This window comes from Flavobacterium sp. H4147, from assembly GCF_029360735.1.
Lineage (GTDB): Bacteria > Bacteroidota > Bacteroidia > Flavobacteriales > Flavobacteriaceae > Flavobacterium > Flavobacterium endoglycinae.
This window is the reverse complement of the sequence record NZ_JARKNB010000003.1, coordinates 683057-707457: the sequence shown is the minus strand read 5'-3', so window position 1 is coordinate 707457 and position 24401 is coordinate 683057. Positions and strand designations below refer to the sequence as shown.

The following is a 24401-nucleotide window of genomic DNA, read 5'->3' as shown; positions in this document are numbered from 1 at the left end:
AAAAAATGAAACTCACGCTACCACAACAAGATGTATATTTTGAACAGCTTATGTTTCCCGAAGACCCTATTTACAATATTGGGGCAAAAATAATTATTAAAGGAAAAATAGCTTACGATATAATAAATAAGGCTTATCTGGAACTCATAAACCAGCATGACACCTACAGAAGCAGTATGGATTTATCATCAGATGAAGTTACCATGCACACTATAGAAAAATATGTTTCTGAATTAAAATTTCTTGACTTTTCTTCATCTGAAAATCCAGATAAAGAAGCAAATGAATTCATGCAGCAACAATTCGAAATCCCTTTCGAATTAAAAGCGGATGAATTACTGCACAAGTTTATTTTAATCAAAGTAGATTCAGAATTTCATTATTTGTTTTCTGTTTACCATCACATTATTACAGATGGATGGGGAACTTCATTAATGTTCCAAAGACTTGTAAAAAACTATAATGAACTTTCAAAATTTGGAGAAATAAAAACTGAATACCCATTTACCTATCAGGATTTTATTCAAGACGACAAAGCCTATTCAGAATCGCAAAGTTTTGAAGAAGATAAGCTGTATTGGAAAACAAAATTCAGTCATCTTCCTGAGAAGCTTTTTGAAAAAATTAATCAGCACGATAAGACAAATCAAAGTAAAAGAAAAGAAATTATCATATCGCGTTCGATTTATAATGAACTAGAAAGGACAGGAAAAGAATTAGGAGCGACAACATTTCATGTAATCCTAGGAATTTTATACCTCTATTTTGGAAGAAAACACCAAAATAAAGATTTTGCAATTGGGCTTCCTGTCTTAAACAGAGGTAAATCGGTATTTAAAAAAACCGTTGGTTTGTTCATGGGAGTATCTCCGTTACGAATGCAGTTTGATTTGAATGATACTTTTGAAGACCTTGTTAAAAATATCAAACAACAATTAAGACAAGATTACCGTCATCAGAGATTTCCGTTAGGGAAAATTGTGAAAGAACTTGATTTATTTTATGAAAAAGACAGATTGTTTAATATGACATTGTCGTATGAAAAACAAAATTATTCAGATCATTTTATCAATACACAGACAACCGTAATCCCACTTTCAAATCATTCAGAACGTGTAGCTCTGGCAATTTATATCAGAGAATTTGATGAATCTGAAGATATTAAGATCGATTTTGATTACAATGTAAATTACTTCGACGAAACAGAGATAACCAAAGTAGCAGCACACTTTGAAAATCTGCTTACGACAGTAATTCACACTACTAAAGAAAAACTTTCTCAATACCAATATCTTACAGAAGCAGAGGAACATCAATTACTTTATGATTTCAATAAAACATCATTCGATTATCCGGAAAATGAAACAGTTGTTAGTCTCTTCAATAATCAGGTAAATAAAAATCCTGATAAGACAGCATTAGTAGATGAAAAAGTAAATTATACATATCGTGATCTTGCACAATTATCAGATAAAATAGCTTTTTGCATTAAACAAAAAACAAGAAAATCAAATACAGCAGTTGCAGTTTTAATGAACCGTTCTGCAGAACTTACAGCGGTTTTGCTTGGAGTATTAAAATCGGGTTGTGCTTACATCCCGCTGGATCCATCTTTTCCTAAAGATCGTTTAGAATATATTATTAAACATAGCGGTGTTAATCAAATTATCGCAACACAAAATTTAAAAGAAAACCTAAACATAGATTGTGAAATTATAGATGCTGATCTTCTTTTAAAACAAGAAATCACAGAACCAATTGTTTTAGATGAAGTTTCCTCTTCGGCAGGAGCCTATATTATTTATACATCAGGATCGACTGGAAATCCAAAAGGTGTGGCGATAAGCCATAAATCGTTATGCAATTTCTTAATCAGCATCGAAAACCAGCCTAAAATAGACCAAAATGATTACTTGTTTTCAGTAACAACGCAGTCGTTTGATATTTCAATACTCGAATTTTTTACACCACTTATTGCGGGAGCCAAATTATACATCGCTGATCAGGAACTTTTATCCGATCCGGCACATACAATTCAAAAAATTAAAGATTTAAAAGTTACTGTTATTCAAGCGACACCAAGTTTTTTTCAGATGCTGTATAATGCCGGATGGAATGGAAATAAGAAGGTTAAAATTTTATGCGGAGGAGATTTGTTAAGCGAAGCCCTTGCCCAAAAGCTATTGGAAACCAATCATGAATTATGGAATATGTACGGTCCTACCGAAACTACCATATGGTCGAGTTGTAAGCAGGTAACCCATGCAAAAGAAGCTTCAAATATTGGTCAGCCAATTAACAATACCCAGTTTTATATTTTAGATGATGTCATGCAGCTTTTGCCATTACATGTTCCAGGAACTATTTACATAGGCGGAGACGGACTGGCGCTTGGATATTATAAAAATGAAGAACTGACTTTAGAAAAATTCGTTCAAAGTCCTTTTGACAGCAGTAAAAGAATTTATAACACAGGCGATATTGGTAAATGGAACAATAAGGGCGAAATTGAATTTCTAGGCCGCAACGATAATCAAGTAAAAATAAGAGGATATCGTATCGAATTGGGAGAAATCGAGACCAAATTGAATCAGATTAAAAACGTAAAAGATTCGGTTGTAATTGCTCAGAAAAATCAAGAACAAGGAGCCGTATTGATTGCTTTTTTAATTATAGAAAAAGAACTATTCGATTATTCTTCTGTTATAACTGCTTTAAGAGATGAACTACCAGAATATATGATTCCGCATGCAGTAATCCCTCTCAATGAATTTCCGTTAACGCCAAATAAAAAAATTGACAGAAAAGCACTCGCATCATTTAAAATAACAACCGAAAAAGCAAATGCAATTCATGAAAAGGCCACTACAGAAATAGAACTTGCACTTTGTAAGTATTATCAGGAAATACTGGAAATAAAAGATGAATTAAGTATTACGGATAACTTTTTCATGCTGGGCGGACATTCACTAAATGCCGTAAAACTTATTAATAAAATTGAAGAAAACCTTCATTATAAAATTACATTAAAAGACATTTTTGACTATCCAGTAATACAGGCAATGTCTAAATATTTGGAGAAAAAAGAAAAGAACAAAACGTCTGAAATTAAAGCCTTAGAGCAGCGTCAGTATTATGACATAACAATAGCACAATACAATATTTGGCTGGCTTCACAGCAATTTAAAAAATCGGTATCGTATAACATGCCTGCCGTTTTTAAAATAAAAGGACAAATTGACAAAGCAGTTCTGGAAAAAGTATTTCTAGAATTGCAAAAAAAGTATGAAATCCTGAGAACTGGATTTGTTGAGCTCGATGGGAAACCAAGTCAGGTTGTTTCTTATGAAAAAAATGAAATACCAGTTGAAGAGTTTTTTTATGACAAAAAAGAAATTAAAAAAGCCATTAAAATCTTCATAAATAAAGAATTCGATTTAAACAAAGCGCCATTATTACGAGTAGGATTATTTCATAAAACAGATGGTTCGTCGTATCTGGTATTTTGCACACATCATATTATTATGGACGGCTGGTCGCTGGAAATTTTAATAAACGAGTTTGTAAGTCATTATAAAAAAATAGAAAAAAATGAAATTGTAGATGATTCTAAATTGAATTTTCAGTTTAAAGATTATGCTGCTTGGTACAATAAAGTACAGCAAAAAAACTCGGAAGAGAAAAATCTGAAATTCTGGAAAACCTATCTCGATGGATATTCATGGAAAAATACACTGCCTTACGATCATCAATTTCAAAAAGATAATCATAAAAGTATTGATTATGAATTTGTGCATCATAACATCAATGTGCCAGAGATTAAAAAGTTTGTTCAAAAACACAACATCTCACTGCATACATTATTAACAGGCACATTCAGCATCTTGATGTATAAAATGTATGACAAAGAAGATTTTTCGATAGGAACTGTGAATTCTGGCAGAACAAACTCTGAATTGCAAAATCAGTTAGGAATGTTTGTAAAAACGTTGCCTTTGCGAAATAAAATCGATCAAGAAAAAAGTGCAGCAGACTTTTTAAACGAAACACATCAAAACCTTCTATTGATCGATGAACATCAAGATGTTCCTGAGACTATTTCAAATACATTTAGATTAGACACACTTTTGGTTTTGCAAAATCCTTCCTTTGATTACTCGACCATTAAAGTCAATACCAATTTGCAGTTGCATCTAACACCTGTAAATACCAGTTATAATAGGCTGCCTTTATTAATCACATTTGAGGTAAGTAAAAATAAACTGTCGGGAAAAATAAATTACAGCACTTCAAAGTACGAAGCAGAAACCATACAGCTAATAAGTTTAAAGTACGAAAAACTGCTAGAAGAAATTTTAAGAAACAGTAGTCAGTCAATTGAATCATTAGACACGGAACTCGATTTTGAAAAGCAGGAAACAATACAAATCGGGTTTAATTTTTAAATCAAATAAAACACATGAAAATAAAATCAATAATCACAGTCACTTTAATACTATTATTTTCAAAGATAAATGCACAAAATGCAACCTTTGAGAAAAGAGATGCTTTTCTTTTTCAGTTTGAAAAAACTAATAACATAGATTGGGGATATCTGAATGTTCCTGAAACATGGGAAAGCAGCAATGGAAAGAAAATCAAAATTGCGGTTGCTATTCTCAAAACTACTTCAAATATTAAAAACACAAATGCAATAGTCTTTATACAAGGAGGTCCAGGAGCAGGAGGTATTGATAATATTTGGTCATGGATAGATCATCCGCTTCGTAAAAATAACGACATCATACTGTTTGATGTCAGAGGAACAGGTTATTCAGAACCTAGACTTTCTAAAAATCTGGGAGAAAAATTTCTGGCAATTCTGGCTAAAAATCAGTCTAGAGCCGAAGATGAAAAACAAAAGACAAGTGCTGTTATGTCAATGAAACAGGAACTTCTTAATAAAAAATATGATATTGATTCGTATAACAGCCTTAGCACTGCACAAGATCTTCATGCATTAAAATCAGTTTTGGGATATAAAAACTGGAATGTTTATGGAGTTTCTTACGGAACTTATATCGCACAAGTGTATGCTGACGCTTATCCACAAGATATAAAAACAGTATTGCTTGATTCTCCGGTGTATGATATTTCGACTTATTATGTAAACAATACATCGAATTATATGAACAGCCTGCATAAAGTTTTTGAGATTTGTAAAAATGACAAGCAAATTAATGCGCAATATCCAAATCTAGAACAAACTTATTATAACGTTATTGCAGATCTAGAAAAGAGACCATTAACAGTGGATGTTGATAAATCGATAATTCCAACGGGGAAATTTACCTACAATGCAGAAGATTTTAAAGTGGCCATTCAGCAAGCATTATACAACAAACAATTAGTAGAAGTTATTCCATTGCTCATTTATCAATTTCATAAAAGGGAAGAAGCGCCTTTAGGGAATCTCGTAAGTGCTTTTTCAAATTTATTAGGAATGGATTATGGGGTCTATTATTGTATGACATGTAACGAAGCCATACCCAATAATGATTATTCAAAATTCAAACAAAATACAGCAGAATATAAACAATTGAAAGGCGGAATTTCTTTTTACGAATCAGATTTTAAAGTTTGCAGCGCTTGGAATACCAATCGTACGGCAAATGCAATTAAACATTATGATCTTTCTAAACTTTCTTCTGCGGATTATCCTGTGCTCGTTTTTTCGGGAGAATTTGATCCTATTACGCCTCTTGATAATGGACAAAAAGTTGCAGAGAGATTTAAAAATGGACATTTTATAGAAGCCAAAACTTATGGACACGTTCCCGCATTTACCAAAATTGGTCGTGAAACAGCAGAAAAATTCATAAATAACCCTGAACAGAAAATCAATGCTAAAGCTTTTGATGAAGCAGCAAAGATTGCGATCGTAACAGGCGTAACCCTTAATAAAGGTGTTTCGGTAACGGGTAAAAGTATCAGCCAGCCTGATCCTATATTTTTAATTCCGCTCTTAATTGCATTAGTAATCATGCTGGTATTTGCAGCGGTATACATTATCAAATTAATCAAAAACATATATACGACTAAACAAGATAAAATTCTGCGAATAGCTATAATTATTACATCATTAATTGGACTTTCACTCTTAGGATCTTTAATTATGGCTATTCTAGAAGTTTCAAAAAAGAACTTTTTTGTTTTGGCATTTGGTCTGCCGGAAAACTTTAATTATGTATTTTCATTAGTATCTACCTTTTTTATACTACTGGCTTTAACATTTGCCTACTATATTATTACAATTAAAAAAACAAACGACAGAAGTATTGTTTTTACAGTAATTTTTTCAAATGTATTGCTGGCTACTTATCTGCTTTACTGGGGGATACTATAATCTTACCAACAACCTCAATTTTAAAATCGAATATTAAGTAATTACATGAATATGGAAACACAGGAAATCACAACACAATACTCAATCATTTCAGAAAAATATACAGAATTCAAGGATAATCAAAATGTTCCGGCAAGAATCAATACAAATGACGAATCAGTTCCTGATTTGTTTAAAGAATACGTATATGCAGTAACAGGCTGGCCAGTTCTTATTGACAGTGATACTGCCAGAGAATTGTCGACCCTGTCATTGACAATTCCCAAGTTACTACACCAGATACCATCTTTGTATTTTGATAATAATGTAAAAAAAATACGCGATTTTTATTTTGAAGGAGATGAAATGTCGGCAGAATTTGCAATGATGTGTCATAAAAAAAATATTGAAACTGGGTGTCGTTTAGATCTTACGTATACCGAAGATGGATTTAAAATCCTTGAAGCCAATATAGGATCATCAATAGGAGGTTGGCAGATTCATAGCTTTGAAAACTTAATAAGAAAATTTCATTCGGAGCTAACGGAAAATTACGATCAGTATAAATCAAAAAATACCTTAAAGATTTATATGAATTTTTTAATAGAACAAATTTTAAGTAAAGTCCCTTCGATAAAGGATACGATAAATATATTTATAGACAACGGATTTGATGAAAGCGATCTGGATCCTGAATTTGCAGATCAAACCAGTTTGTTGTTTTTTAATGACCTATTTAAACAAGAACTTGCCAAAAGAGGACTTACGGGAGAAGCGTATTCAGGCAATGTTAGCGAGCTGGTTTTAATTGGAGATAACTTATGTTTTAAAGATGTAGTAATACATGGTATCACGGTTTTATCAATGGAAATCAAAGTAAATACATCTGTATTTCGTGCTTTTGTAACAGATAAGGTATATTTTCCGGATCATCTTGGACTTAAAATGATGGGAGATAAAAGAAATCTAGCCGTTCTGCTTGAATTAGCATATGCAGGAAAGTTTCAGCCTGAAGAAAATCAGCTGATAATCAAAAATATCCCTTGGACAGCTTTTATAGAAAACAAAAACATAATATTCAGAGATAAAGAATACAATTTACTAGAATTACTTAAAAATAATAAAGACCAATTTGTAATTAAAGTTGCCAGAGGTTATCAAGGCAAAGATGTTTTTGTTGGAAAATTTCTTAGTAATGACGAATGGCTTGAAGCAATACATACAGCATTGGCAACTAATGCTTTTATTGCTCAGGAATTTAGCGGATCGATTGATTTTCTAGCTCCAAACGCACAAAGCGAATGGACACCACATAAACTTATTTGGGGAGCATTTGGTTTTGGTGATTCTTATGGAGGAGTCTGGGTAAGAATGTCTGAAGTGAAAACAGATGTAGGAGTTATTAATTCTGCAACAGGAGCTGTAGAAGCTATAGTCTTTGAGGTTGCTGATAAATAATATAAAATCTGATGACCCAAATTCTATACGCTTACATATCTGAAGAAAATCATCAATATCTTGTAAAAAAGTATCTTGATGATTTTCCTGAAGATTTTCAAAAAAAAGTATTAGCCTATAAACGCTGGCAGGATGCTCAGCTGTCTCTTTTGGGGAGATTACTGCTTAAAATAGGACTTCATAATAAGAATAAAGAGTATAAAAATAAAACTATTAGCTATACAGGATATCAAAAACCATTTTTAGCAGACTGCTCTGTTACGTTTAATATTTCTCATGCAGGCGAAATAGTAGTTTGTGTGCTTTCGGAAAACCTTGATATTGGGGTTGATATTGAAATTTTATCCGATATTTCGATAGAAGATTATGAATCACTTATGACCAAAAGAGAACTCTCTTTTATAAAGAATGAAGTTGATAACAAAGTGGCTTTTTTTGATTATTGGACACAGAAAGAAGCCGTAATAAAAGCAAATGGAAAAGGTCTTTCTATTCCTTTAAAATCTTTTGAAATTATCAATAATAAAACAGTAATTGATAAAGAAAGTTTTTTTCTTAAAAAAGTTCATTTAGACCAGAATTACAGATGTCACATTGCATTTAAAAATGGATTAGATCCAACAATAGAAAACCCCAGAATTGTTCAATTATGCGATTTGTGACGCTTTTTCTCATTTACAGATTTTATGTTTAGTATTTGTGATTGATTGCAGATTGGAAAAATATTAAAATCCTTCAAATATTGATTTTGCATAAATCAACTTAAAATAAAAAAGTCCTAATCAGAGATTAAGACTTTCAGCCTAAAATGGCAGATTTAAAGTTGCTTTACTTGAAAACTTAAGAAGTCTTTCGCTTCCTATTTATATTGGAGAATTACATGTGTTTTATCTTTTGATAAATATTGGGATCGTGTTTTTTTACTTTTATTTTCACGTATTTAGAGGCCGGCATATTACTTTCTTTTACCACATTATTTACAGAAACTAAAACATTTGTTTCAGGAAAATAAGTAACGGTATTTCGCTCTGGAATCTGATAAGAAACAATAATGAATAAAGGTGCAATTCTTTCGACACCATCATTATAATTAAATAAATCTACTGTATCGCCAGCTTTAAATCCCGCTTTCTCAATGTCATTTTGATTCATAAAAATAACACGTCGTTCATTTTTTATACCACGATAGCGGTCATCTAGACCATAAATAGTGGTATTAAACTGATCATGTGTTCGAGTAGTTGCCATCATGTATTCATCTGGCTCTAATTCATTATCTGGAATTTCAGTCAAAGTAAAGGCCGCACGGTCAGCTGCTTCCTTGGCATTGAATTTACCATGTCGCGGAGCATTTGGCAGATAAAAACCACCTTTTTCCCGAACTCTGGTATTATAATTTTCAAAACCTGGAATACAATTTTCAATAGCTTCTCTCACGGCATCATAACTGTCGTGATAACGCTGCCAATCTATGACTGATTTATTTCCAAGCGTTGCCATAGCCATACGGCAGACAATTTGCATTTCGTTTATCAATTGATCTGATATAGGTTTTAATACTCCTTTTGAGGACTGTACGACGCCCATAGAGTTTTCGGTACTAATAATCTGTACTTCATTGTTTACAATATCCATATCGCTTCTGGAAAGTGTAGGAAGTATAAGAGATTCTTTTCCGTGTACTAAATGACCTCTATTAAGTTTTGTAGACACGCATGCCAGTAGTTTCAATTTTCGGAAAGCTTCTGCAGTATACGTTGTATCTGGTGCAGCCGACAAAAAATTGCCACCCATGCAGAACATAAATTTTACTTTTTCTTCGTGAATCGCCTTTATTGTTCCAACAACATCATAGCCATGATTTCTAGGCGGATTAAATCCAAAATAAGCCTGAAGACGATCTAATTGCTCATTGGTAGGTTTCTCATCAATAAGCATGGTTCTGTTTCCCTGTACATTGCTATGTCCACGAACGGGGCACACCCCAGCACCGGGTTTGCCAATACTTCCTTTAATCAATAAAATATTGACAATTTCTCTAATCATATCAACGCCATTAGGCTGCTGTGTTAATCCCATTCCCCAGCAGATAATAATTCGTTTTTTGAAGGCCAGTATTTCTGCTGCTTCGATAATTAAATTTTTAGGAACGCCAGAGAGAAAAGCAAGATGATCTAAATCTAAATTTTCAAATTGTTTCTGAAAATTCTCAAAACCAGTTGTTTTGTCTTTAATGAATTCATGATCAAAAACTTCACCCGGATTTTTCTTTTCCAATTCAATTAATAAAAGTTCAATAGCTTTTAAAAGTGCCATATCGCCATTTATTTTTATGGGAAGAAAAAGATCCGTAAGTTTTCCACCAGAACCTATTATTCCCTTTATGGCCTGCGGATTATGAAATCCCATTAAACCCGCCTCGGGCAATGGATTAACGGCAATAATTTTTGCTCCGTTTTTTTTGCCTTTTTCTAATGCACTAAGCATTCGCGGAGCATTAGTGCCAGGATTCTGTCCGATGATTACAATTACATCGGTATCATAAAAATCTTCTAAAGTAACAGTTCCTTTTCCAATGCCAATTGTCGTTTTTAAAGCAGTTCCAGATGTTTCGTGGCACATATTGGAACAATCCGGCATGTTGTTAGTTCCGAATTCTTTTGCAAATAGCTGATAGAGAAAAGAAGCCTCATTACTGGTTCTTCCTGAAGTATAGAAAGCAGCTTCATTGGGAGATTCAAGCGCATTTAAATGAGAAGCAATTTTTGCAAAAGCATCTTCCCAGCTAATGGGTTGATAATGTGTACCGCCAATAGGTAAATATACAGGCTCTGTCAGTCTTCCCATTTTTCCAATCTGGTAGTCATCTAATTGTGAAAGACTATATACAGAATTTTCTTTAAAGAAGGCAGCGGTAACTTTTTTTGTTGTGGCTTCTTCTGCTAAAGCTTTAGCTCCATTTTCGCAATATTCGCCTAAAGGAGAACGATCGTCATCTGGATCTGGCCATGCACAGCTTGAGCAGTCAAAACCTCCCTTCTGATTCATTTTAAATAAAGCTTTACCACCTCTAAGAATTGCTTTATCTTCAATTAGATCACTCATGGCAGCCATTACAGCCGGAACACCTGCAGCCCATTTTTCTACTTTTGTTACTTTAAGTTTGGAAAGCTGGTATGGATTTTCCGCTTCAGGTACTTTATTGGTTAAATGATCTGTATTTTGTTGTTGATCTTCCTTCATTACATTTAGGTTTAATTGCTATGGCATGATACGGACTAATTTCTTTCAATCTGTGACAATGATTGTTTGATGAGAAGAACTGTATATGTTAAATCTATTTTCTTTGAGAAATCCTAAAAGCGTGATATTAAATTCAGCGGCAAGTTCGACGGCTAGACTAGACGGTGCTCCAATTGCAGCAATAATAGAAATACCTGCCATTGCCGCTTTTTGAATGAGCTCAAAACTAGCTCTTCCGCTCAAGAGTAAAATGTGCTCATTTAATGGCAGTAAACGGTTTGTAAGTGATCTGCCGATTAATTTGTCTAAAGCATTGTGTCTTCCCACATCTTCAGTTAAAAGAATCAAGTCGCCTTGTATATTGAAAAGACCTGATGCATGAAGTCCTCCAGTTGAATCAAAATCGCTTTGAGCCTTTCTTAATTTTTCGGGCAGTTGATAAAATACCGAAGACTTAATCATAAATGAAGGTCGTGCTCTATTCATAAAAGGGCTTACGGTTTTTATAGATTCAATAGAACTTTTTCCGCATACACCACAGCTTGAGGTAGTATAGAAATTGCGGTCTGTCTGCATTAGATTTGGAACGAAATTTTCCTTTAAATCCACCTGAACGATATTTTGTTTTTGAGAGACGCAATTCATTTTTACACCATAAGCATTCTCTATGTTTTCAAAAGAAGTAATAATTCCTTCCGTAAATAGAAAACCAACTGCCAGATCAACATCATTACCGGGAGTTCGCATAGTAACCGAAATGTTTTTTTGGATTCTCTCAGCATTGGAAACATACGACAACCTAATTTCAAGAGGTTCTTCAACTGAAAGCGTATCTAAAAAGGACGAGATGGACGTGTTATTTATTTTTTGCACACTCATCTGTTTGATGGAAACTAATTCTGGATACTGTATTTCCATAACATCGAAATTAAGATTGATACGTAAATTTAATTAATATTGGATTAAAAATCGTTTCTGCTTAATTAAATTATTGGTTTTTTAATTTATGCATCTTTATATAATCTATCACTACTTAATTTTAAATATTAACCGATGCTTTTCCTGATGAAATCGTATAGGCTTCCTTTAATACTTCCGAATAGGTAGGATGAGCATAACAAATAGAAGCCATGTCTTGAGCCGTTACTTCATATTCTAAACCAACCACAGCTTGAGCAATTAAATCTGCTGCTCTTGCTCCTATGATATGCACACCTAAAAGTTCTCCGTATTTAGGTTCCGAAAGTACTTTTACAAAACCTTCTGTTTCCATTCCTGCTCTGGCTCTGGCATTAACCGCAAAAGGGAATTTGCCAATGTTGTAAAGAGTTCCTTGTTTCTTTAATTCCTCCTCAGTAGCACCAACCGAAGCAACTTCCGGCCAAGTGTACACAACCGATGGGATTTTGTTATAATGAATGTGCGGTTTTTGACCATCAATTCTTTCTACTACAAATACGGCTTCTTCCTCTGCTTTGTGAGCCAGCATAGCACCTCCGATAACATCACCAATGGCAAAAATATTTGGTGAAGTAGTCTGAAGCAATTCGTTTACCTTAATTGTTCCATTTGCATTTAATTCTATTTTAGTATTTTCTAAACCTAAATTTGTCAAATAAGGTTTTCTGCCCACAGCAACCAAAACGTAATCAGCAGTTAATTCTTGGGCAATGTCTTGTTTATTTTTAAAATATACTTTGGCTTTGTCACCTATATTTTCGGCTTTGTATACACTATGCTGCAGTTTAATTTCTATTCCTTCTTTTGTTAAAATTTTGGACAAAGTATTTCCTAATTCTCTGTCCATGTTCGCAATCAGGTTATCGGCATACTCTAAAATAGTTACTTTGGTTCCTATTCTATTAAAAATAGAAGCCATTTCTACACCAATAACACCGCCGCCAATGATGACAATGCTTTCTGGTTTTTCTTTCATTGCCAGCGCTTCGGTAGAAGTGATGATTCTTTTTTTGTCGATTACGACACCAGGAATAGTCGCGGGTTTTGACCCTGTAGCAATAATGTATTTCTTTGATTTTATGATCGTTTCCTTCTGATCGGCGTGCGATACTTTTAAAGTTTCAGTATCTAAAAACGAACCAACTCCTTGTAAGACCTTGATTTTATTTTTATTCATCAAATACTCTAAACCTTGAGTGTTTTTACTTACTACATCTGTCTTACGTTTATATAGTTGTTCAAAATTAAGTTGGACATCAGAAAGCTCAATGCCATGGGGTTTGAAACTGTGAACAGCTTCTGCATAATGATGTGTGCTGTCTAAAAGAGCTTTTGTAGGAATGCACCCAACATTGGTACATGTGCCGCCTAATGTACTATATTTTTCTATTAAAACTGTTTTATATCCCAACTGCGCACTTCTTATCGCTGCAACGTATCCGCCAGGACCTGATCCTATAACGGCAATATCAAATTCTTCCATTTTATTTTTTTAAGTTTTTATATTTATAAAATAAACCAATCGGTCTTTTTTTTGGCAAAAAAATTACACTTTAAATTTCATAATCATTTTTTCTAAGAATGACATGATCTTATATTTTAAAATTTCAACATTTATTTTCTTAGAGATTAGACTACAAAAATAAGAAAAAAATAAACCGATCGGTATTTTTTTTGTTGTAAAAAGAAATCTTATATTCCGTTTTATTTATTAATTGTTGTTTGTTCTTATTTTAGCACAGCTGGCAAAATATAATCTCCGATAATTGTATCGGCTTGAGGATGTCCGTACGCTTTGTTATATGCTTTTGACGTAATGATAATCACAAGCGGAAGTTCTTTAAAGATTATAAACTGATTACCTCCGTTTCCGGCGCAATAGAAATATTCATATTTTTTACCTTCATAAGCAATAGTTTTATTCCAAAACAAATACCCATAAAACTGATTTTCCCTTTCTGGAATTTGTATCTGGCGTGTAAAAGTTTTATGTATCCATTCAGGAGAAAGTATTTGTTTACCGTTCCATACACCATTATTTTTATACAATTGCGCATATTTGGCATATTCCAATGAGGTCATTTGTAAGCTTCCTGCGGTATTGACCACTTTTTGCGGAGTGTATTGCCATTGGTACTGATTGATGTTTAAAGGTTTAAAAAGCCTTTCTGTAGCATATTTTTCCAGCCCTTCAGGAATAGACTTGTCCAGAATGTCGCCAAGTAATACAACTCCTGCTGTAAAATAATCCCATTGGCCGCCGTTAGTTTTGGCTTTATCCATTGGTAAGTTTAATGCAAATTTGACCCAATTTTCGCTTGGGTACATATTTTCTTCATTTCCCGGAGAATCTCCGCGAATGTCTGATCCGTCAAAAGCCGAACTCATGGTTAATAAATCTTTTAATTTTATACTGTCTTTTTTAACCTCATAATTATCGAACTGTTTTAAATCGTAGAACTTATTCAAAGTTTGATTTTCATCTTTAATAAATCCATCTTGTATAGCAAGTCCGATTAATGTCGAAGTAAATGATTTTCCAGCTGATCGTGTATCGTGCAGTGTGTTTCGATCAGCATTATTAAAATACTCTTCGAGCATAAGTTTGCCTTCACGTATCACCACTATACTTGTTATTTCCTTCAAATTGTAATTGGCAATGGCGGCATTTAACAATTCAATTTTCTTTTTATCAAACGGAAAGTTCGAAATTTCCCAATCGCTGTTGGCTTGTATGGGCTGAACTTCGATTTGCTTTGCGGTTAGCTTAGGTGTTTTTATAATCAATTGCACTTGACCTTCGGCAATTAAATTTCCTGTTTTTACAGGTGTATTTTCATCTAGTTTTATATAAGGTCTGATTTCAATTTTAAACAGATGTTTTCCATCAGTTAATGCTTTTTTTCCGCCATTTTCCTTAAATCGGTCAAACATATTCATCGCCCACCAATCTTCGCCTTTTGTGCTCGTCAGCGGAACTCTAAAAGTAGTTGAAGTATTCTTATTTCCGCCTGATCCGAAATTACAGCCATGATGAATATTTTCGGTATAAATTAGTTTGTTATCTACATAAAAAGAAAACTGAAGATTCCCTGATTTCAGCAATTTTTCTGGAGATAAGTCTGGTGCTAATTGATGAAGATAATTGGCAACAGAATTCTGCATAAAAACTCTGATATTTAAATCTGATCTATATTTGAGTTCATAAGATTTTAAAATATCCGATGGTTGGTATTGATCTAATGGAATGTTTCCATTCATAAAGGTAATTTTACCAATATTAGCTTTATGAAGTTCGTTTTTGATTGTGTCTATCTTATAAAGATCACTATTTTGAGCGATTGCAATGCTGTAAAGAGGCAGGAATACTAGTAACAGAATTCGTTTCATAGTTTGTTTTCTAAAGATTAAAAGGCAAAACTACAGTTCTATGTACATTGAAAATTGTATAAAATTAACATCGTAATTTTATTTACGAAAAAGCAATTTTTTATGATCTGAAGGTTTCATGTCGTTTACTTCCTTAAAACAGCGATTGAAATGGCTTTGATCTGAAAAGCCGCATTGATACGCAATTTCGGTAAAAGACTGGTTTTGTAATGCCATTAGAGACAACGCTTTTTCAACCTTTAATTTTCGGATGTATTCTCCTAATGTGCAATTAAAATATTTAGAAAAATCTCTAGAAAGGTGCATCGGATGTACGTTTACCATTTTTGATAAAACCTCAAGAGTCAGGTTTTCCGCAAATTGTTCTCGGAGAATTTCATCGATTTGAGTTACCCATTTTGGTTTTTTGTGTAAAATACCTTGGCTGTCATTTTTTAACTGAGATAAAATTTCCAATAATAAACTCTGTGTCGAAATAGAAGCATCAGTATCTAGTTTAGACGCCCTGAAAATTTTATACATTAATATTTTAATCGACGGATTTCCAATTTTACTGCTTCCTTCCAAAGTTTCGTTATTCAGCCCCAGCGTATCGAACCATTTTTTCTCAATCTCAAGATGAAAACCTCTTGTAAATCCTTCAGGTTTTATATTATAATGTGCATCCTGCCAATTATGAAATAATAAACTTCCTGGCGAACAATCATAAATCTCTTTTTTATTGCCTTCTATCACATTTCCTTGCAGAATAAAAGTAAAATAAGCATGTTCATGGTAATGCCAATCTACTTTAGGATGCGTGTATACAGTATCAGTCAAAGTAATGCCATCCAAGCAAATGGTTTTATGGGTATCACCATAGAATTCTCCTTTCAGCGAATGTTTCATGACTAATTACGTGCTCTACTTGTGATTTATAATCTCCTCTAAGTTAGAATCTACACAAATGTATTGATTTCAAGAAGATGATAAATTAATTGTTTTAAAAATAATTTGTACCTTTTATAAAGCTTTTAAAAATGTTATACGTTAAATAATTAGTTATGATAAAGTCTATAAATCCTTATACTCAAGAGATAGTTTTTGAGATTCCAGAATTAGATAAAAAAGATGTCGAAATGGCAATTAATAGAGCAGAGGAGCAGTACAAGCTTTGGAAAAAAGTTTCAATTTCTGAACGCTCAGTATTAATGAAAGCAGTCGGAGAGGAGCTGAGAGAAAACGCCCAAGAATATGCCCAGATTATTACCCAAGAGATGGGAAAACCCATCGCGCAGTCATTAGCAGAAGTGGAAAAGTGCGCTAATTTATGTGATTACTATGCAGATAATGCTTCAAAGCATCTTGCCGATAAAATAATTGAAACAGAAGTACATAAAAGTTATGTAAGCTACGAGCCAATAGGAATTATTTTGGCAATTATGCCATGGAACTTTCCGTTTTGGCAGGTCATGCGTTTTGCAGTACCTGCACTGATGGCAGGAAATGTTGGGATCTTAAAACATGCCAGTAATGTGATGAAAAGTGCTGTGAATATTGAAAAAGTATTTGAAAGAGCAGGTTTTCCAAAAGGCTGTTTTACGAATTTACCTATTGGGAGTAAAATGGTAGAGGAAATCATTAAAAATCCCAAAGTGAAAGCGGTTACATTGACCGGAAGTGAAACAGCAGGAAGAGCTGTCGCGGCCGTTGCTGGAAGTCAAATTAAAAAAACCGTGCTTGAGTTAGGAGGAAGTAATGCTTTGGTTGTTTTTGCAGATTGTAATCTGCAAGAAACTGTAAAAACGTGTGTGCAGGCGCGTTTTCAAAATGCGGGACAGAGTTGCATAGCTGGAAAGCGCTTATTGGTTGAATCCGCAATTGCGGAAGAATTTACAAAAGCTTTTTTGGAAGGTGTCAAAGAACTTCAGCCTGGAGATCCATTGAATGAGAAAACAACCATAGGAACAATGGCTCGCATTGACCTTGCTGAAGAACTCGAAAAACAGCTTCAAGATGCTCTGGATAAAGGCGCAGAAGTGTTGCTGGGCGGTAAAAGAGATAAAGCTTATTTTCAGCCAACTGTTGTAGGCAATGTGACAACCGAGATGTCTATTTTTAAAGAAGAAGTTTTTGGCCCTCTAATCGGAATTACAACTTTTAATGATGAAGAGGAAGCTGTAGAGCTGTCAAATAAAAGTTTATTTGGACTTGGAGTTACCATTTTCACAGAGGATTTTGAAAAAGCATCTAGATTAATACCGAAGTTTGATGAAGGTGCAGTGTTTGTAAATGAACTGGTGAAGAGTGACCAGAGACTGCCTTTTGGAGGAACTAAAAATTCAGGATATGGACGTGAACTTTCGCAGGATGGTATTCAGGAATTTGTAAACAAGAAAACGGTTTACATTAATAAGTATTGAAAAAAAATAATGCAATTATTGCTTTAAAAATTCCAGCAGATAATAATGAGGATTTTGTTACTATAGAAGAGAACAGAACTTAAACTGTTGGATTTTAAAAATAAAAAGTCCTAATCTTTGGTTAGGACTTTTGTCGATAGGGCATATTCTGGAAATCACATTATTTCCAAATAATTAGCTGACATGCTCCAGCCCCCATTTATAAAGTTCATTAATAATTGGTTCTAATTTTTCACCTTTTAAGGTCAGGGTATATTCAACTGTAGGCGGCACGGTTGCAAAAACTGTTCTAGTGACAATGCCGTTTGCTTCCATATTTTTAAGTTCTTTAACCAGCATTCGTGTATTTATGCCAGGTATCAGCCGCTCCAATTCTCCAAAGCGTTTCTTTCCCGGAAATAAAGCATAAATAATCGACATAGACCATTTTCCTCCTATCACGTCCAAAATTTCCTGAAGTGCGCAACGCTCACTAATTTTTTTTATTTTTTTTTTGTCCATAAGTGTCTGCCTTTGTTTAATCCTTTACTTTTTGTTATTACTGTACATTCGTGTAACTACTTTCAAAAGTAAAGTTTTGTGTCTTACTTTGCAATTCAATTTAAAAAAAATTATATGGATTCTATCTTCAAAGGACAGGTTGCTTTAGTCACCGGAGGAACAAAAGGCATTGGTAAAGCTATTGCTGATACGTTAAAAGATAAAGGAGCTGAGGTAATAGTTACCGCCCGTAATACACCAGAGGCAGATATAAACGGATATTATTTTATAGCAGCAGATCTCACGCAGCCAGAAAGTGCTGAAACGATTGCTAAAGAAATTATTGAAAAATATGGCAGGATAGATATTATTGTCAATAATGCAGGTGCAAATTTAGGTCCTGGTGGAGGTTATGCGGCACTCTCGGATGAAGACTGGTACAACGACTGGCAATTGAATTTTATGACAGCAGTTCGAATCAACAAAGCTTTACTGCCTGTAATGATCAATCAGAATAGTGGATCAATCATCAATATTTCGACAGGAGCGGCAAAACAGCCTATCTGGGATATGACGATGTCTTATTCTTCGGCAAAAGCGGCATTGAATGCTTACAGTAAAGCACTGGCAAGCGAGTTAGGACCTAAAGGAATACGTGTCAATGTAGTTTCTCCCGGTCTTGTTAAAACCACTTTGATGCTGGATTTTATTGAGAATATTGCGGCGTCTTCAGGAAGTAATTTTGATGATACTTTTAAAGCTATAATGGATAAAGTAGGCGTGCCCTTAAACAGAATGGCAGAACCTGTAGAAGTAGCTTCTCTGGTAGCATTTCTTGCGTCACCAGAGGCAAAATACATCACAGGAACAAATTATTCTGTAGATGGCGGGGCTTCTCCAACTGTCTAAATAAATTAGTTAGAAATTCAGGAAGCACTTAAATGCGAGAATTTCTGGTCTCAACTTTTTTATATGGCTCTATCCGTTAAAGATAAGAGCCATAGTTTATTTTCTTATTTGAAGTCGGCCTTTTTATATGTACTTACAATTCAAAAAGTTCTTCTTTAAAAATATCTTCAACAATTTTTAGAGAAGCAGCTTCGCAGAAATCCAAACCAGAATAATCCGGATTAAACCCTCCAATATAAGGTACAGCCATAATATAAATATTTTCATTATAAGATCCATACTGGTCAATGATCTGGAAGTTGTCGTTAATTGCAATTCCAGAAACCTGAAGAGAGTAACTTCCATCGGCATTTTTTTCAACCAGTGTACTTCCATTTTCTAAAATTGTTTCTGCAGCTTCATTTGATTTAAATTTTAATGCGGCTGGACTTACAGCTTTTTGTAAAAGCAGTGTTTTAAAAGGAAAATCTTCATAAGATAAATGTGGCTGGCCGATGCAGTCTACAAAAGTATTGTAATAGGTTTCTTTTTGATTTTGATTTTCATCCAGATACTTATAAAGTATGCCTCCGCCATGCTGCGGTTCGACAGTGCTGTCTTGATTTACCGCTGTGATATCCAAAACGCCAGCGTGATGCAAAGCAAGAAGTTCACCGCATGATTTCTGAGGTACAAAAGCAATCACTATAGAAATTAGGGGCATAAGTACTTTTTGTAATCTCTGCATATCCTCTGCCGAAAGATATTTTGCCGGATGGTTCATGGCAAAACTTAAAACAGCAAGCATTTCCTTCCAATAAATAGATTCCTGTCTTTTTATGGATTTTTCAGCTTGTGCATATTCCGCTTTTAAAAGCTGGAAAGGATCCAAACGCTCTCTAAGTTCCATCATTTCTTCCACAAATTCTTCAATAGAAAGGTCTTTGATACGATTGTAAAAATCAGGATCTTTAGTGCTGAAAATTTCCGTGAAATTTCTTTTAAATACAAAATCAAGAGAAAGAAATCCATTGTTTCCTTTACGATGCTCATCAATCTCTTCTCTCGTAAGCAAAGAATCGTGTGATAAATGAGAATCTTCCAAATGGAACCGCACTGCCGGAAGCATACCGCTTCGTGAATGTATCACCATTTTAAAATCAGGGCAGTCTTCTGCTTTTTCAAAACGTAATTTTCCATCATTTTCCTTTATAAATTTTCCGTTGCAGCGTGCTAAAGTTCGTATGGCATCAATGGCAGTTAGGGAAGATCCTCTTATAGCCACAGCATGATTTAATTTTGTGGTAAGCTTTGAAGGCGGATAAGGAGAGTCAAAATAGCCTTTAACCTTTCCTTCATATTTTTTAGGCCAGTTATGTCCGGTGCAAATCACGGCATAGTCAAATTCTTCCATTCCAGATGCTGTGGCTACACATACTTTTTGGTCTTCCTGCTTATAAATAATATCCGTAACATTTGTGTCGTACTGGATAGTGGTAGTAATTCCTTTTACAGCTGCAATTTGCTGTAAAAGTTCAAACTGTGAAGAAAGGTAATGACCAAATAAAATTCTCGGCAGTACTTTATATTCATTAAAATGGCCTGAATTGATATCAAATTTTTCAAGTAAATCACTGGGAGCAGTTTTTATCCATTCTTCTATAGAAGTAACAATGTCGGGTATTTCATTGTCAGAGACATTGGTTACATGCTCATCATTCGCGCCTTCACTGCTGTAAGGCATACCAGCTCCCAGCATGCTCTTTTTTTCAAAAATGGTTACCTCAAGGTCCGTACTTCCATATTCGACAAGTCTTTTGTAAAGAAAGAGTCCGCTGGGACCACCTCCTAAAATGGCGATCTTTTTTTTCATTTTATCTTGCTTCATTTTTTACTAATTTTTAAGAAAATTACTTCCTTTTAGAAAAGCAAACGTTATAAAATTTTTCAATTTGTATCTATAATTTTACTATCGTAATCCAAGAATAAAATAAAAGTCACTTTGCAAATTTCTATTTAAGGATCATTGGACTTTGTATAATCAAAGTAGTATATTGCTATAAATAAACGGGATAATATATAAATCTTAATTTTAATGTTGTAACCCAATACACTGTTATGAGGTTAAATTTGTAATAATCGGACAATGAAACCAACATGAAAAAAAATATACAGACAGATCCTGTTCTTTATTCTTATCAGCAGAGGGATATTGATATTATCTTTGAGCAGATGCGGGATGCTTCAAACCTGAAACTTTTATACCAGCTTCCAACAGGAGCAGGAAAAACAATAGTATTCTGTGAAATTGTCCGCAGGTTTGCTGCACATTTTGGCACTAAGGCTCTTGTATTAACCCATCGTAAAGAGTTGGCAGCACAGACTTCATCAGCATTAAAAAAAATAGGTGTAAAATCTTGTTTGATCAACAGCAGAAGCAGCAATTTTAAAATGGATTGCGATTGTTATGTGGCAATGGTTGAAACGCTGCGTAACAGAATCCGGTCAAAAAAAGTAAAAACTGCTGCCGTTGGACTGTTAATTATTGATGAAGCGCATCACAATTCGTTTCGAAAATTATTGAAGAATTTTAAGAACGCAATTGTAATAGGTGTAACTGCGACGCCTTTCAGTTCAGATGTTTCCAAACCGATGAACAGCTTCTACAAGTCATTTTTGGCAGGTGAAAACATTTCAGATCTTATTGCTGGAGGTTTTTTAGCAGAGCCTCGATCACATATTTACGAAGTAGAACTTAATTCGCTTCAAAGAGGAACCCATGGCGACTACACCGTGCGATCTTCTAATGAGCTGTATAGTTCTGCGGCGATGCAGGACCTATTATTAAAAGCCTATAGCGAGCATTCAAAAGGGAAAAAAACACTGATTTTTAATAATGGAATCGCCACTTCGCTTAAAGTGCTGGAAACTTTTACCGCTGCTGGTATTCCAATCAGGCATCTTGATAATAAAACGGATGACGAGGAGCGAAAGGAAATACTCAAGTGGTTTAAGAAAACAAAGGATGCCGTGCTTACCTCAGTATCTATCCTGACTACTGGATTTGATGAACCCACTGTACAACATGTGATTCTTAACCGTGCCACAACCTCTATAACCCTTTATCATCAGATGATTGGGCGGGCAGCCAGAAGACTTCCGTCCAAGAAAATTTTTTCTATAATTGATCTTGGGAATAATATCCAGCGTTTCGGAGCTTGGGAACAGCCAGTAGACTGGAAATTCGTTTTCGAACATCCCGATGATTTTGCCAAACAGCTCCAATATCACTCCGCCAGCGGTTCATCGTTACAATCACATGGATTTTCGGCAGCATTAAGGGCACAGTTTCCCAATACCCTTGAAGTAGCTTTTGATGTCGAGCAGCATTATCAAGAAGCTCTTGATATGGATAAAAAGCCAAAAACGGTGATTCAGGATTCTATCCGACAGCAGGCTGCAATGTGTATGGAAAATGCAGAGACGCTTTCTCAGGCACTTGCTTTAGCAGAAGCCCTTCAGCCTGAAATTGAATGGCGTGTGAAACAGTATGTAAAATGTCTGGATAATGCCAGTGTCAATTATAAAAAATGGCTTATGGAAGATTACCTCAAGCGTTTAAAAGGATTAATAATCAAATTATACCCAAGGGTAAAAGCAGCGTAAGCATAAAATAGAGGATGCAAATGTTTCTGATGAGGCAAAATAGAGGTAATTTTACTAATTTCTGAATTATAAATAATTTTAAACAATACTTATATATGAACAAACATACTATTATATTTAAAACCGGACAGTTGATACTTCCCGACGAAACGGATCTTCATTTTGTAACTGATCTGCTGCATGCAGGACAGCTCGAATTGGATTACATAGGTGCATCTGCCGATCGCCAAAATGACCATCCAGAAGAAATTTCACTTTTACTTTTTCATTTTGAAACCCAAGATACATTAGATTATGATATGCCTGAATCTCAGTTAAACTATTTGCTGTCTGGGTTGTTGAAAAAAGGAAATCCCACAATCACTACAAAGGGTAATGATATTACAGTTCATTTGTAATAATTATTTCCGTAATTGCAGATATTTTGTCTAGGCTTGTGAAAAGAAGCTGTAGTGGAATGTAATATTGTATCTATTTAAAAAAAAGAATATGTCTTATAAAAATATATTATTGATTGATGATGACATCGACGATACGCTTTTATTTCTTGAAGCTTTAAAGAAAGTAAATGCAGAAGCAGTGTGCCGCACTTCGATGAATCCTTCCAAAGCACTCGAAGAACTGGCTGGGTCAGATGATCTTCCTGATATTCTGTTTTTGGATTATAACATGCCGGCAGTTAACGGACTCGAATTTATACAACGCATGCAGCAGATTGAGCGTTTAAAAAATATTGAGGTGATTGTCATGTCAACTCCTCCCGAAGAAGTAATGAAGCCTTGGTTTGCCAGAAACAACACTGCAGTGAAATATATCTCAAAACCCTCCAGTATGGAAGAGCTTGAGCAGTTTTTAAGGGAACAACTTTAAGAAAACAGTAGTTTTTTTCAGCATACTAGAAGATGTATTAGTTATGCTAAATCTCAGTTTTTCATATTTAAATCATCAAGCGAGCTGGGACCGCTGCCTTGTGTGCGTTTTATGACGCTCATGGTTCCATTCAATTCCATTACTACTGCTTTGACGTCTTTAATTTGATCGATGCCGGCAGAACGAATTGCGGCATAAATTTCTTCTTTGGTAATAGCTTCTCTTGCCATTGTCTTCTCGAAGAATTCGTTGTCTGCAAAAACAGGACGGGGAACTGTATTGATAATCCGTTCCATTCTAGAGGACGTGCGTGCCAATAAGGCGAAAAAATACTGGAGAAAAATAATTAAAAAAAGGACAATCAGCCCTTCCAAAAATGGGATAGTTCCAAGCATAATATCAGAAAGGGTAGAACCCAGTGCTATTGATACAACAAAATCAAATGCATTGAGTTTTGCCAGAGTTCTTTTCCCAGAAATGCGGACAAAAAGAAAAAGGGCTATAAAAGCGGCAACGGTTGTAATGGCAACATGTCCAATACTCTGCCAGTCTTTAAAAAAAATTCCGTTCATTTTTTATGGATTTATAAGTGCCTTATGGTGTTTATTTCAATTTATTCAAGTCTTCTTATTGCTCATATCAATATTTGATTATTGATATTAAAATGTTTATTTGTTGAT

General features: G+C 34.4%; 17 protein-coding genes. 9 read left to right on the top strand and 8 right to left on the bottom strand.

Going from position 1 to position 24401, the window contains the following annotated elements:
• Window positions 1-5 precede the first annotated feature (5 nt).
• Genes P2W75_RS17025 through P2W75_RS17010 form a run of 4 tightly spaced genes read left to right on the top strand, consistent with a single transcriptional unit; the run spans window position 6 to window position 8484 of the window.
• Window positions 6-4445 (top strand): amino acid adenylation domain-containing protein, encoded by a 4440-nt coding sequence (locus P2W75_RS17025; RefSeq protein WP_276381405.1) that lies wholly within the window; start codon window positions 6-8, stop codon window positions 4443-4445.
• 14 nt (window positions 4446-4459) lie between these two features.
• On the top strand, window positions 4460-6385 hold the full coding sequence (locus P2W75_RS17020; protein WP_276381404.1) for an alpha/beta fold hydrolase: 1926 nt from the start codon (window positions 4460-4462) through the stop codon (window positions 6383-6385).
• A 45-nt stretch (window positions 6386-6430) separates the two neighbouring features.
• Window positions 6431-7822, top strand: coding sequence for a hypothetical protein (locus P2W75_RS17015; RefSeq protein WP_276381403.1), 1392 nt, complete (start codon window positions 6431-6433; stop codon window positions 7820-7822).
• Window positions 7823-7833: 11 nt separating this feature from the next.
• The gene (locus tag P2W75_RS17010) at window positions 7834-8484 is read left to right on the top strand and encodes a 4'-phosphopantetheinyl transferase superfamily protein (RefSeq protein WP_276381402.1); all 651 of its coding nucleotides are present in this window, start codon (window positions 7834-7836) and stop codon (window positions 8482-8484) included.
• Window positions 8485-8698: 214 nt separating this feature from the next.
• On the opposite strand, the gene P2W75_RS17005 is transcribed toward P2W75_RS17010, so the two are convergent.
• The 5 genes from P2W75_RS17005 to P2W75_RS16985 all read right to left on the bottom strand — a co-directional run bounded on the left by P2W75_RS17005 (window position 8699) and on the right by P2W75_RS16985 (window position 16303).
• Entirely contained in the window at window positions 8699-11065 is a 2367-nt protein-coding gene (locus P2W75_RS17005) for an FdhF/YdeP family oxidoreductase (protein ID WP_276381401.1), read from the bottom strand.
• 45 nt (window positions 11066-11110) lie between these two features.
• Window positions 11111-11983: a formate dehydrogenase accessory sulfurtransferase FdhD gene (gene fdhD, locus P2W75_RS17000; RefSeq protein ID WP_276381400.1), complete on the bottom strand. Its 873-nt coding sequence runs from the start codon at window positions 11981-11983 to the stop codon at window positions 11111-11113.
• Window positions 11984-12104: 121 nt separating this feature from the next.
• Complete coding sequence (lpdA, locus tag P2W75_RS16995; RefSeq protein ID WP_276381399.1) at window positions 12105-13508, bottom strand: dihydrolipoyl dehydrogenase; 1404 nt, start codon at window positions 13506-13508, stop codon at window positions 12105-12107.
• A gap of 245 nt (window positions 13509-13753) precedes the next feature.
• A complete protein-coding gene (locus P2W75_RS16990; RefSeq protein WP_276381398.1) occupies window positions 13754-15415 on the bottom strand; it encodes a serine hydrolase in 1662 nt (553 codons plus the stop codon).
• A gap of 78 nt (window positions 15416-15493) precedes the next feature.
• Complete coding sequence (locus P2W75_RS16985) at window positions 15494-16303, bottom strand: AraC family transcriptional regulator (protein ID WP_276381397.1); 810 nt, start codon at window positions 16301-16303, stop codon at window positions 15494-15496.
• Between the two features lie 155 nt (window positions 16304-16458).
• Between P2W75_RS16985 and P2W75_RS16980 the strand changes: the two genes are divergently transcribed.
• Complete coding sequence (locus P2W75_RS16980) at window positions 16459-17817, top strand: NAD-dependent succinate-semialdehyde dehydrogenase (RefSeq protein ID WP_276381396.1); 1359 nt, start codon at window positions 16459-16461, stop codon at window positions 17815-17817.
• A gap of 174 nt (window positions 17818-17991) precedes the next feature.
• Here the strand turns inward: P2W75_RS16980 and P2W75_RS16975 are convergent, their stop codons facing one another.
• Window positions 17992-18318: a helix-turn-helix domain-containing protein gene (locus P2W75_RS16975; RefSeq protein WP_207295589.1), complete on the bottom strand. Its 327-nt coding sequence runs from the start codon at window positions 18316-18318 to the stop codon at window positions 17992-17994.
• A gap of 114 nt (window positions 18319-18432) precedes the next feature.
• Here P2W75_RS16975 and P2W75_RS16970 point away from each other — a divergent pair, with 114 nt between their 5' ends.
• Window positions 18433-19206 (top strand): SDR family oxidoreductase, encoded by a 774-nt coding sequence (locus P2W75_RS16970; protein WP_276381395.1) that lies wholly within the window; start codon window positions 18433-18435, stop codon window positions 19204-19206.
• 133 nt (window positions 19207-19339) lie between these two features.
• Here P2W75_RS16970 and P2W75_RS16965 read toward each other — a convergent pair whose 3' ends face one another.
• Window positions 19340-21073, bottom strand: coding sequence for an FAD/NAD(P)-binding protein (locus tag P2W75_RS16965; protein WP_276381394.1), 1734 nt, complete (start codon window positions 21071-21073; stop codon window positions 19340-19342).
• A 269-nt stretch (window positions 21074-21342) separates the two neighbouring features.
• Here P2W75_RS16965 and P2W75_RS16960 point away from each other — a divergent pair, with 269 nt between their 5' ends.
• The 3 genes from P2W75_RS16960 (at window position 21343) to P2W75_RS16950 (ending at window position 23721) form a co-directional block, all read left to right on the top strand.
• Complete coding sequence (locus P2W75_RS16960) at window positions 21343-22851, top strand: DEAD/DEAH box helicase (protein WP_276381393.1); 1509 nt, start codon at window positions 21343-21345, stop codon at window positions 22849-22851.
• A gap of 95 nt (window positions 22852-22946) precedes the next feature.
• Window positions 22947-23249: a hypothetical protein gene (locus P2W75_RS16955; RefSeq protein ID WP_276381392.1), complete on the top strand. Its 303-nt coding sequence runs from the start codon at window positions 22947-22949 to the stop codon at window positions 23247-23249.
• Window positions 23250-23361: 112 nt separating this feature from the next.
• A complete protein-coding gene (locus tag P2W75_RS16950; protein WP_207295594.1) occupies window positions 23362-23721 on the top strand; it encodes a response regulator in 360 nt (119 codons plus the stop codon).
• A 53-nt stretch (window positions 23722-23774) separates the two neighbouring features.
• On the opposite strand, the gene P2W75_RS16945 is transcribed toward P2W75_RS16950, so the two are convergent.
• Entirely contained in the window at window positions 23775-24293 is a 519-nt protein-coding gene (locus P2W75_RS16945) for a DUF421 domain-containing protein (protein WP_276381391.1), read from the bottom strand.
• Window positions 24294-24401 lie beyond the last annotated feature (108 nt).